This window comes from Paracoccus nototheniae (assembly GCF_004335005.1).
Classification (GTDB): domain Bacteria; phylum Pseudomonadota; class Alphaproteobacteria; order Rhodobacterales; family Rhodobacteraceae; genus Paracoccus; species Paracoccus nototheniae.
Map to the genome: position 1 here is coordinate 1 of NZ_RQRT01000094.1, position 11,285 is coordinate 11,285.

At 58.7% G+C, this 11,285-nt stretch carries 12 protein-coding genes; 8 read left to right on the forward strand and 4 right to left on the reverse strand.

Annotation, left to right across the window (positions count from 1 at the left end):
* Nucleotides 1–154: 154 nt before the first annotated feature.
* From EG885_RS20270 to EG885_RS20280, 3 genes are all read right to left on the reverse strand, one after another.
* On the reverse strand, nucleotides 155–418 hold the full coding sequence (locus EG885_RS20270; RefSeq protein ID WP_131578270.1) for a hypothetical protein: 264 nt from the start codon (nucleotides 416–418) through the stop codon (nucleotides 155–157).
* Between the two features lie 302 nt (nucleotides 419–720).
* Nucleotides 721–1,035, reverse strand: coding sequence for a hypothetical protein (locus EG885_RS20275; protein ID WP_207392354.1), 315 nt, complete (start codon nucleotides 1,033–1,035; stop codon nucleotides 721–723).
* Between the two features lie 58 nt (nucleotides 1,036–1,093).
* Complete coding sequence (locus EG885_RS20280; RefSeq protein ID WP_131578272.1) at nucleotides 1,094–2,053, reverse strand: MarR family transcriptional regulator; 960 nt, start codon at nucleotides 2,051–2,053, stop codon at nucleotides 1,094–1,096.
* Nucleotides 2,054–2,314: 261 nt separating this feature from the next.
* Here EG885_RS20280 and EG885_RS20285 point away from each other — a divergent pair, with 261 nt between their 5' ends.
* Together EG885_RS20285 and EG885_RS20290 are read left to right on the forward strand one after the other, a co-directional pair.
* On the forward strand, nucleotides 2,315–3,196 hold the full coding sequence (locus EG885_RS20285; RefSeq protein WP_131578274.1) for a recombinase family protein: 882 nt from the start codon (nucleotides 2,315–2,317) through the stop codon (nucleotides 3,194–3,196).
* A 108-nt stretch (nucleotides 3,197–3,304) separates the two neighbouring features.
* Entirely contained in the window at nucleotides 3,305–4,480 is a 1,176-nt protein-coding gene (locus EG885_RS20290; protein WP_131578276.1) for an ATP-binding protein, read from the forward strand.
* A gap of 35 nt (nucleotides 4,481–4,515) precedes the next feature.
* Here the strand turns inward: EG885_RS20290 and EG885_RS20295 are convergent, their stop codons facing one another.
* Complete coding sequence (locus EG885_RS20295; protein ID WP_131578278.1) at nucleotides 4,516–5,208, reverse strand: DnaA N-terminal domain-containing protein; 693 nt, start codon at nucleotides 5,206–5,208, stop codon at nucleotides 4,516–4,518.
* A gap of 353 nt (nucleotides 5,209–5,561) precedes the next feature.
* Here EG885_RS20295 and EG885_RS20300 point away from each other — a divergent pair, with 353 nt between their 5' ends.
* The 6 genes from EG885_RS20300 to EG885_RS23140 all read left to right on the forward strand — a co-directional run.
* Nucleotides 5,562–6,872, forward strand: coding sequence for an AAA family ATPase (locus EG885_RS20300; RefSeq protein ID WP_131578280.1), 1,311 nt, complete (start codon nucleotides 5,562–5,564; stop codon nucleotides 6,870–6,872).
* Nucleotides 6,869–7,921 (forward strand): ParB/RepB/Spo0J family partition protein, encoded by a 1,053-nt coding sequence (locus EG885_RS20305; protein WP_131578281.1) that lies wholly within the window; start codon nucleotides 6,869–6,871, stop codon nucleotides 7,919–7,921. Before EG885_RS20300 ends, EG885_RS20305 begins: the two co-directional genes overlap by 4 nt.
* A gap of 751 nt (nucleotides 7,922–8,672) precedes the next feature.
* Nucleotides 8,673–8,900 carry an AbrB/MazE/SpoVT family DNA-binding domain-containing protein gene (locus EG885_RS20310; protein ID WP_131578283.1) on the forward strand — a complete coding sequence of 76 codons (228 nt, stop codon included), beginning with the start codon at nucleotides 8,673–8,675 and terminating at the stop codon, nucleotides 8,898–8,900.
* On the forward strand, nucleotides 8,890–9,285 hold the full coding sequence (locus EG885_RS20315; RefSeq protein ID WP_131578285.1) for a PIN domain-containing protein: 396 nt from the start codon (nucleotides 8,890–8,892) through the stop codon (nucleotides 9,283–9,285). Before EG885_RS20310 ends, EG885_RS20315 begins: the two co-directional genes overlap by 11 nt.
* Nucleotides 9,286–9,762: 477 nt before the next feature.
* Nucleotides 9,763–10,830 carry a hypothetical protein gene (locus EG885_RS20320; protein WP_131578289.1) on the forward strand — a complete coding sequence of 356 codons (1,068 nt, stop codon included), beginning with the start codon at nucleotides 9,763–9,765 and terminating at the stop codon, nucleotides 10,828–10,830.
* Between the two features lie 268 nt (nucleotides 10,831–11,098).
* The coding region (locus EG885_RS23140; RefSeq protein ID WP_207392355.1) for a hypothetical protein at nucleotides 11,099–11,285 on the forward strand (187 nt) is incomplete at its 3' end.

An 11,285-nucleotide genomic window follows, 5' to 3' on the forward strand; every position in this document is an offset into this window, starting at 1 on the left:
GGCCACTGGTTTGCGCGATGCGAACCGCATCCCGCTTGAACTCGTCGCTGTGTATCGCTGCCATATCCGGTCTCCTTGATGGCGAGTATTGCTCTCAAAAGACCGGAACAAAACCGGTGCAGGTCCATTTAGGGCGAGCGAGGGAGAAGCCAATTCACCGGTCTCGATATAGGTTGGCAACCTGACCTTCGATGCCAAAGGCGCTGACGGTCAGCAGCGTGTCACCTGAGATGCCGGCCCGGGCCAACTCGCTGCCAGTCATCACGGTCCGGGCGGGAACCTGCTTTGTTTTGGCCCCTGCCTGAACTTCAGCAGCACCAGGCAATAGATCCGTGGGATCTTTTGCTTCGATACTGGTCGATGCGCCAGCGGCGCTGGTGGTCAGAATTAGGGCGGTCAAGATAGTTTTGGTAGACATGGTTATTTTCCTTCATGGTTGCGTTGCCAGTACTTGATTGACCGGCGAGCGGGATGGACTGTTGAGCCAAAGAGGTGCCGCTCATCAGCGTTTCGTTGCGGAGTGAGCCAGAGCTTGAGGTGGCGATTGCGGCCTTTACAGTCCCGCAAAAAACAATGCTCAGTTAGACTACCTTTGCCTCTGACCATGGTCCGGGCACCTAAGGTCAATGCTAGATTCTTTAAATTGATCAGTCGTTGCACATACTATGGCGAAGAGGCCGATCTTGCGCCCGAGTACATCCGAACATTTCCGGCCCGCGCCTAATGGTGCAGCTTGACGTGATGGCTGCGGCACAGGCAGCGGACGGTCAGTGGCTGGTCGTAACGGTCATGATGGGCGTCAACGGTTTCGGCGCCGCAGACCTCGCAGGCTTGCTTGTGCAAGCGGCCCGACGTCAGTGCCCTCTGCACGGCCAGATGGGAGCTGTATTTCCCCAGATTGGCCCGACGCCACTGCGTCTGGCGCGTCTCGCTGGTCAGAGCCGGCGGTATGGGTTCTGGCAAGATCGAGTCTGACGGTGTCTGGTCCGTGCACACATCATCGGCGGAAGGGGATCTGTCCGATTTGCAGGTCATCGCGCACTCCTTTGCTTCCAGGGCCCGGGATCGGATCCGTCCCCTGACCGCGCCGGCCTCATGCCGCGGCCGTCCACAACCGGAAACGACGATGGCCGGTCACGTCGCGGGTCAGGCCCAGATCGGCCAGCCGCTTCAGCATCCGCTCGGCGGTCGGGCGGCTGACCCCGGCCCGCGCCTCTGTCTCCATGGCCGAAACGAAAGGCCGCGCCGCCAGCACCGCGATCACCCTTGCGGCGTTGTCTCCCTTGATCCCCGCCGTGGCCGCCCGGGCCCGTCCGGACCAGTCGCGCAGGCGCAGGATCAGCGCGCGACTGTCCTGCGCGCCTGCACGCACGGCCGCCAGATGGGCGGCCAGCCGATCTGCGGGTGTGCCATAGCCCGCCCAGATGCGGCGCCCGTGCCGACCCATCGGCACAAAGCGCAGCCCCTCTCCCCCCGCAGCCATGTGGCGCGCCGACCAGACCGCCGGCTCGACCATCTGGCCCGGCAGCGACATCCCCGCCATCCGCCACGCCGCCAGCAGCGCCGGCCTGCGCGCCAGCGGATGCAGCACGCCGAACCCATCTGCAGCCTGCAGGAACTCCGCAGCTGCGGCATCAAATTCCCGCCCTTGCGGACGCAGCTCCAGATCCGGGCCCGGCATGGCGTCCGCACCCGCGCGCCGGTGCAGGCCAAGAAACGCGGCAAGATCGGCCAGCACCCCCTGCCCCTCCAGCCGCCGGACGGCCCATCGCGCCAGACGCAGCGCCTCAGGGTCCGATCCGCTGCGCGCATCCAGCATCTCGCGGCCGATCTCGTCGCGCCCGAGCATCAGGCCTTGGGCGCGCAGCATCGCCTCGACCTCGATCAGGGCGAGCCGATCGCGGGCCCCTGATGCCTCGGCCTCGGGGAGCGAAGCGATGGTGGCCTCCAGCCGCCCCAGATCGCGGCATGCTTCTGCAAGGGCGATAATCTGCGCGCCCTGAACGGCCAGCCAATGGGCCGGATCAGCAAGCGACAATCTCTGATCGATCATGAGCGCTGGCATTATTTTCGTAGCTTTCCTGATCTTATAGACTTCACATCGTCATTTTAGTCTATTTTTGACGATTACCCAGGTCTTTCGATACACCCATCCTGCGGCAGGCCTTGGCATGGCGCCCGGGCGTCTCAAACTCCGCGATCCATGCGCCAAATGCGGGAAAGCCCGCAGGAAGGCTGGCGCGTCACCCACTTGCATCCGTTTACAAACGGTCGTTTAATTTAAGCTTCTGAAATTGCAACTGGTCTCTATAAAATGCCTCTTATCGGCTATGCCCGCGTCTCCACCGAGGATCAGACCCCCCTGCCCCAAGTTCAGGCTCTGAATGCTGCCGGCTGCTGTCAAGTTCTTGAGGAACATGCCTCGGGCGGTGACCGCGCGCGTCCGGTGCTGGCACGGTTGTTGGAGCAGATGCGCAAAGGTGACACGCTAGTCGTGGTCAGGATTGACCGGCTGGCGCGATCTCTGTCGCATCTGCTGGAGGTGATTGAGTGGCTGGATGCCAAGGGCGCGTTCTTCCGCTCGATCGAGGATCCGATCGACACCGCCAGCCCGCAGGGAAAATTCACACTGCAGGTGCTGGGAGCTGCTGCCGAGTTTGAGCGCGCCCTTATCCGCGAACGCACCAAAGCGGGGCTGGCCAGCGCACGAACCAAAGGCCGGATCGGTGGGAATCCCGGCTTGCGGGCCAAAGATCCGGCTGCCCTACGCAAGATCCTTTTGGCGCGACATGACGGCTATATGGAACGTTTGGCCGATACAGCGACTGAGTGGGTGCCCTATGTCCGTCGCTTGCGCCCGGAGATGGCGTGGGAGGACGTACTGCGCATCGTCAATGCTCCGTTGCCGGAAAGCCGCCGCTGGACGCAGCCCCGCCTGCTCCGGGCCACCCGCGCCTATATGCGTGAAGGCTTCCTCCCCGCCACCGTGTTGACGCGTGCGCCTCGACGCGTCCCAAATGATCGTCTGCCTGCTATTATTGCTGCAATCAAAGGTGCTGACGCTGATATTACACTGCAGGCAATCTGCGACCGTCTGGAGGCCATGCGAGAGAGGACGCCGCGTGGGAGGACCAAGTGGCAGCCCTCATCTGTCAAGATGCTCCTCGGGCAAGCTGAGAAGCTGGGAATGATCTGACTGAGCAAGGAATACCCGGACAATTCCTTACGGCTTATTCTTAGGATCCATCCCTCTTTCGGGCAAATTACCTTGTAATTCCTCCAAGCTGTGGAGTAATTACAAGGTATGTATATACGGCAAGCCAACCAAATCGTCCTGTCAGCTCTTGAAAGTCAGGCTGCGGTTGTCCTCCTCGGCCCTCGGCAGGTGGGCAAGACGACTCTTGCGCTGCGGATCGCCGAACAGCAACCTTCGGTCTATCTAGACTTGGAGCGAAACGCCGATCGACAGATTCTGATAGAACCCGATCTCTATCTGGACGAACAGGCAGGAAAGCTGGTTATTCTGGACGAGGTCCAGCAACTTCCGGGACTGTTCAAAAGCCTTCGCGGCCAGATCGACGTGCGGCGTCGCTTGGGCTTTCGTACCGGACAGTTCCTGCTCCTCGGATCGGCATCAAATGTCCTGCTGCATCAATCTTCAGAGTCGCTTGCTGGGCGTGTTCGTTATATCGAAATGCCGCCCCTGCTCCTCGACGAGGTGGGTGAGGATCAATTGAATGGCCTTTGGCTGCGGGGAGGATTTCCCGACAGCTTTCAAGCCGACACCGACAAGGCCAGCATGGCCTGGCGCACGGATTTCCTACGGACCTATCTGGAACGCGATATCCCTGCCCTAGGTCCGCGGATACCTGCAGCCACCCTGGGTCGTTTCTGGACCATGCTGGCGCATTCACAGGGCGGCCTACTGAACGCCGCCGCCCTTGCGGAGGGGTTGGGCGTCTCGGGCCAGACGGTCGGACGCTATCTAGACCTGCTTGTCGATCTCATGCTGGTCCGGCGCCTTCAGCCCTGGCACAAGAATGTCGGCAAGCGCTTGGTCAGGTCGCCGAAGGTCTTCGTCAGGGATAGCGGTCTTGTCCATGCACTTCTTGGACTTGAAACCATGGAAGACCTGCTGGGTCATCCCGTGGTAGGTGGGAGCTGGGAGGGGTTCTGCCTTGAGGCCCTCATTGCCGCTGCCCCTACGGGTGCGGAGCCGTTCTTCTATCGGACGGCAGCTGGCGCTGAAGTTGATCTTGTCCTGCGGCTTCCCCGGGGCGAAACTTGGGCGATCGAGATTAAGCGAACCACCACACCGAAAGTCTCGCGGGGTTTTCACTTAGCTGTCGAAGACATCAAGGCCGATCGAAGCTTGCTGGTCTATGCGGGTGAGCGCCATATTCCAATGGCTCAGGGACTGCGAGCCATACCGCTGGCGGCGGCTCTCGATATGTTGCGTGGCCTGCGAAGAAATGGATGACCGCAGCGTGGTTCAATGGTCTTCGCGAGGACAGTTCAGAACGTAATCTCGACCTTGCTGATCGAACCAAATTCACTCGTTGCTATGTCCTGCAACCGCTTTTGATGATGCGTGACAATATATTTTGCCACGAAGGAAGACGGCGCTCGAAGACGAAGTGACGCTTGCTCAAAATCCTCAAAGACCAACGCTGAGAACCAGCTCTTATACAGATCTGGATCCATATCAGCCAAGCGCGAGCATGTTCGCCCCCACGCCGTTTCTTCCTCATGATCGGGTGCAGTTGTAGGCCGAAAGTCGACCCGGACGACTGTTGGTCCGACAGCACGAGTGTCGTGCCTGTTCGTGTCCATCCTAGCCGCAAAGTCCGGCCCGACCTCTTCCCAATGAGACTCGCTTCTCCGATAGATTTCGCCTTGGTTCAGCCGATAGGCGGCCACCCTGCCCCGCACACCAGGTCGAAGCTGAATGAGAATCTCGCTCCCGAGCAGCCGCTTAATTTCTCTCTTGACGGTTCGCTCATCCACCGACCACATCCGAGCAAGATCGCGCTGTCCCACTGTCAGTTCATCGAGCTTCCAGTTGTAGCGGGCAGTAACTAAGGCAACGAGGCGAAGCATAGAGGTTTGAAAGACGGCTTTTCCGTTGAGGCCAGCAATGGCCATCGCTGTCAGTAGGTCATATTTTTGCACCGAGGCATGCGGCCCGGTGGATCTCGTCGCCTTCATTGCTGCCCTCTTCTATCTCGCTCGGCGTCTTCGTCCGATTCTGATGATGCTGTGAGAGTGCTTAAAATCCTGCAATTTGTCAACGACGATCTAAAAGCGCGATTGCTGCTAGCTTGCCCAAAATCCGAAGAAAATCTGGTTATATAGGATATGGGTGACAGCATGAGTGTCACCTTATCGTACGCTCCATGTCACCTCAATCGCCCGCGGGTGGTCGATCGTGTCCCCGTATCCGTCCAAAATCCCGTTCTTAGCAGCAGTGCGATAAGAATTGGAAAACACAAAACGCCGGATTTCCATTTTGGGAGTTTCGCGTTATTTAGACAGGGTAGCCATAAAACGCGAGCTGACACATGCGGGACCATACTCATCTTCAAGGAATGAACGAGCGCAGCCTCGCACAGCAGGCATCAGTCAGGAAGGCGACGTTTTCTCCTTCGGAGAAAAAGACCCTGCGGCCCTTCTCAATCTGGGAAATAAGCCAGTTCATGTTCGACATCCCGGCTGACACGCTTCGCAAAAAGCTGGCAGATGATCCCTCATTGCCACAGGGGATCGTGGAAGAGGATGGGCGCCAACGGTGGTTCACCCTGAATGAGATCAACGAACTGCGCCGCAGGTTGCGGTTTCGCGGCAAGACATTGATGCCCAAGCGGCCGCCCGGGCGCGCCATGCGGATAGCGGTTTCGAACTTCAAGGGCGGCGTGGGCAAGACGGTGGTAGCCCACCATCTTGCAAATGGCGCTGCCCTAGACGGCTATCGTGTGTTGGTAATTGACTTTGACCCCCAGGCCACGCTGACCCATTCAATGGGCCTCGTTGAAGTTAAGGAGTGGAATACCGTCTGGGGAATCATGTGCCGCGACCTGTGCCGTGAGGCAGACCGCATTGTCGCTGCATATGACGACCCTGGCGACTGCCCCTACCCTTCTTCGGACGAGCTACCCGAGGATGTTCAGTCCATCGGTTCTCAGCGCGCGCAGGACTTTATTCAAAAAACAGCTTGGTCAACGATCGACGTTATCCCTAGCTGTGCGAACGCAGCTTTTGTTGAGTTCGCAAGTGCTCAGTACCGCGCACTTCATAAAGCCTGGAGCTTTTTCGGCTGCATTTCCCGATATCTCGATGAGCTTCCTGATGACCAGTACGACATCATCATTTTCGACTGCCCTCCGGCCATCGGCTATCAATCCCTCAATGCTGCCTTTGCCGCCGATATTCTCTATGTGCCTTCGGGCCCAGGGTATTGGGAGTACGACTCGACCACCAGCTACTTGGGCCAGCTGGGCGACGCGATGGAGGACATTTCGTCCGGGTTCGCTTCTCTGGCGAAGGATGCAGGGATTAGTCTTCCAAAGAAGTTCGATGACGTCAGGCTGCTGATGACACGTTTTGAGGCGTCGAATCCGCTGCATATTGCGATGATGGATGCGTTTCGAAACGTGTTCGGCGATGATGTGTGCAAGAACGCCATCGAAATGACCCGGGCAGTCGAGCAGTCCGGTCGTTTTCAGCAATCGGTCTATGAGCAAGATTATCGGCAGATGACCCGTGAGACTTGGAAACGGGCGAGGCAGAGTTTCGATACGGCATATATCGAGTTCCGTGAAACCGTGCTTCGCGCTTGGGATGACAGAAACACCAATGGGGGTATGGGCGCATGAGCGGAAAGAGTAAGTTTGGCTTCGAACCTTTGGAGCCTGCCGACGTCAAGCCGCGCAAGCGCGAGGTCGGACCGATGGGCGCGGCAGTCCGCGAAGCGGCGGGAAGCCTGGCTGAGAGCACTGAGACGCTGGTCGAGCAGCGCCGCCAAAATGCGTCGGATGCCAAGGCTTTTAGGACCGCGCAGGGCGAGGGACGTGTCCTTGAGATGCTCCGCGTTGATGACATCAGGACTGACGACCTTCCCCGCGATCGCATTGATCTAACTGCGACCGCGGGGTCTGACGAGATGGAAGAACTGAAGGCTTCCATTCGTGCTCGGGGGCAGAAAGAGCCGATTGAGGTCTTCAGAACTGGGGCCGGGTTCCAGCTGAAAAAAGGATGGCGTCGCCTGACAGCGTTAAAACAGCTCTGGCAAGAGACTGGCGATACGCGCTTTGCTGTCGTGACCGCGCGTGTGTCGTCAGGACCTACCGATCGCATCGACCTCTATATCGACATGGTGGAAGAAAACGTTATCCGCGAGGACCTGAGTTTTGCTGAGATGGCACAGGTGGCCATAACTGCGGCGGGCGAAGCTGGGTTGGAAGGGCAGGGGGCCGATGCCCTTGTCGGCAGGATATTTGCATCCCTTCACAAGATGAAGCGGTCCTATATCCGCAGCTTCGTCTTTCTGCTGGAGGAACTTGGCGACGTCTTGCCTTATCCAAAGGCGATCTCGCGCAACCTGGGAGTCGAGGTCGCAAGGCGTCTCCAGGCATCTCCCGAAGTTTCACAGTCACTCCGCAGCGCTCTGACTTCAGTTAGGTCGGCGGAGGAGCAAGCCGATGTTCTGTCGCGGACATTCGCCCCGCCGGCGAGCCGTGTCTCATCTGGGCGAGCGCCAGATCAAAAGAAGGCAGTCAAGTATGAATTCCACGTTGGAGAGGCGAAGGTGACGGCACGCAAGGGAGAATGCCGAATTCTATCTGAGACTGATTTCTCTTCTATCGATAGGAAGCGCCTTCAGAGCGCGATCGAAGCGTTTCACCGGGTGTTGCGGGAGGAGTAACCCGTGGGTTACTCCTCCCTGAAGGGGACGTAACCCACGGGTTACAACTGGCCCATGTGCGGTTGGTAAATTGGTTTGGCGCACTCACGAAAATGATCATTCTTCTCCCCATCATTGCGACACAGATGGTCGCCTTCCTTTGTCAAGCAGTCGCCAGCACTTCGTCGACTTGGATCAAGAGTATAATGGGTTGCAGAGGCAGGCTTAAGAGATGAGTTTTGCTCGGTGACGGGTGGGGAGTGACGCCAGTGCGCCAACCGAGCTCTATTGCCGAGATGGGCATAGGCTCGCCTCAAGCTGCTTGCCATCTACATTCCACCCATCAATTAATAAAATAATAAAAACAATGAAGTAGATGGTCTGCTCTCGATGGGCAATTCGATGCATTTTCTCAGGGATGTTTTCCGGGGGACTGAGTGTTAACCACGCCCCGCTCAATTGTTAGGTGGAACGATATGCTCGTCAGGACGCAGGAGATGCGCGTCCGCCGAGTCGGCCATCGCAGGTATCGAGATGATGAGCATGATTTGAAAAGACCAGCTTAGCCCAGAACTATGCCCTTCTCAGCAGCTCGGTCAGTTGGCGCCCGAAGCTTTAGAGAGCGCCGGCACATCAGGGCCCGACACAAGCTTTGCGACAACGCCGTTCTATGATCGGACCGAGTGGATATAGTCTCATCCCCGGCCCTTGCTTTTGCATATTACATGATCTACATTGAAGTTCTGGATATACATCGCGCTGGAAGGGCCAGATGCAGGTCGCAAAATGGGGAAACTCACTGGCTGTTCGCCTGCCTGCGGACTTGGTGCGCGAGCTTGGTCTGATAGAGGGCGATCAGATCGACCTGATGAAGGCGGATGGCCCCCTTACGGTCCGGCGACTGCCCCGGGCAGACGAGGTGCTTGCCGAGTTGCGGCATTTCCGCGGCACCTTGCCCGCCGCGGAACGGCTTAGCCGCAGCGCCGTGCATGAGCGTTGAGTTTGTCGATACCAACGTCATCCTTTATCTGCTGGACGATGGATCCAAGGCCGATCGCGCCGAGGTGATATTGGCGAAGAGCCCGCGCATCAGCGTTCAGGTTCTAGACGAGGCGATGGTTAATTGCCGCTGCAAAGCCGGACTGGACTGGGACGAAACGGCGCATTTTCTGGATGGCATCCGGGCCCTATGCTCCGTCGAAGCTTTGACGCTGCAGACGCATGATGTCGGTCGCGCGCTTGCTGAGAGATATGGTTTTTCGGTTTATGATTCGATGATCGTTGCCGCTGCCCTGATAGCCGGATGCACCACCTTATGGACCGAGGACATGCATACGGGCCTTCTGGTTGAGGGTCAGCTGAGGCTGGTCAATCCCTTTGCGTGATGACGGTATCAGTCAGCGCTCCTCCGCTAGTGGGGGCTAAGATGATCACGGGACAGCGGTGGCGCCTTGTCTCCTTCGAGGCTGAAAGGGCGTGCACTGAATTTCGAAGGACCTGCGATGTGCGAATATGGTATTGGGCAGACCTTCGAAGAAGGAATATTTAAACAAGTGATCTGGAACTGCTCGGGCGGCGCTGTGAGGATCGCAGCGGCAAACTAGAACGGCATCTCGTCCACAAGACGCTGAGACCCCTCGCATGACGCCATTCTTGCTTCCAAGAAATCTATTAAATGACCGTTTGTAAACAGATGCAATGTCCCATTCTGTGACGTTGCTCCGCAAAAGCCCGGGGTTTTCACCCAAAGAGCGCATTCAGGGAGCTTATGAAGTCCATTGCACAGTCATGCTGCATAAGGGCCACTGACACCTCAAAATTAAACCCTTAGGTAAGATGCAAAAGATGTGTATTCTGCATTTATGAAGCCTCAAGGACTTACTCTACCTGGTTATTTTGACGACGCTCTTCCGGATGCCGGAGAGGTCGATGAGACATCCGAGGACGACCTTTGGTTTCTGCCCAGTCCGATCGACGACATGCCCGACGACCTGCCGCCCGGGCCACGAGCTGAGCCCCGTGAGTTCAAGGTCATCGATGACTGGCGGACGGCAGAGGCGGGCAGTGCAGCCCGTCTTGCCCGTGTTGCGAGCAGGCTCGGGGCGCTGGACGATCGGCTGCAGCGTGGCCCGAAGGGCTGGCGGCACAGGCTGGCGCTGCTTGAGGCAGCCGATCTGAGCTGGTTTGTCGGTGACCGCATCGGGGCAGATCGGCTGGCATTGTGGATCTCGCTGCGCCTGTCTGGCGTGCATGACGATACCGGGGCGCTCGCAGGTGTCGGGTGGGCGGTTCGCCGTCTTACAGGCGGGCCCGGTCCGGAAGGGGACCTGTCCGCCTTTCTCGACCGCCGCGACCCGGAGAACATGGGGGCGGATGCGGAGCCCTTCGCGGATCGCGCAGGCGGTTGGCTTGACCTGATGGCGCAAGCCGTGGCTCTGCACCCGATCACCCGCGCTTGCATGGGCTTTCACCTTTGGAGCTTTGCTGGGCTCGGGCAGCACGGCGATCAGATGGAAAGGGCAGTCACAGCCGTACGGATCGCGGCCGGCGACGGTAAGGGTGCGGTCTTCGCGCCTCTGGCGATGGGTGGGGCAGGGGGGCTGCGTGCTGGCGGCCCGCCTGCTTCCCGTCTGGCGCGGTGGCTCGACGGGATGGAGACCGCATGTCTGACCGCAATGCGCCATCTTGATGATATCGAGGTTTGGGCCGAGAGGGCGAAGACCGCAATGATCCCGCTGTCGGGCCGCACGCCCCCGGCCTTGCGCGCCGTGATGACCGAATGGCCGCTCATCTCCGCCCCGATGGCTGAGGCCCTGACCAGCGCCAGTCGCGCGGCCGTTCAGCGTAACCTCGCCTGGATGGAGGAGCAGGGTCTGATCCGGGAGATGACCGGGCAGGGGCGCTATCGGATGTGGCGCGCGGCGATTTGACGTTGGCAGGGATGAACGCCGGGTCCTTGTCGAGCTGACGCTCGCCGATCAAGCGTTGCAGGCTTCAGTCTGGGCTGTTTCTGATCAGATCAAGTCTGCCTGCCAGATCACGGACAGACAGTCCGATGCGCTACGCAAGGAACTTGATGGTCTGGCGAAACCGGTGAATCCAGATGGACAGATGGACAGGTGGACACATCAAGCTGATCCTCCGAACTGTGATCTCCATCGCTATTTGGCGCGACATCTTCAGCGCTAAATGACGCAGATGTTTGGCCGAAAAACAGCGAAGCAGACCTTTGCGCGTGATGCAGCATATGAACGCTTTGAGCCGAGGCTGTCATCTAATCGCATGTCGTTCTGCAAGGTCTTTCTTGGCGATGGGACATCGTTTGCCGGGAGCAGTGTCATCTTCGCGGTCGACATTAAGCCGCCGCATGGTGGGGCTTCGCGGA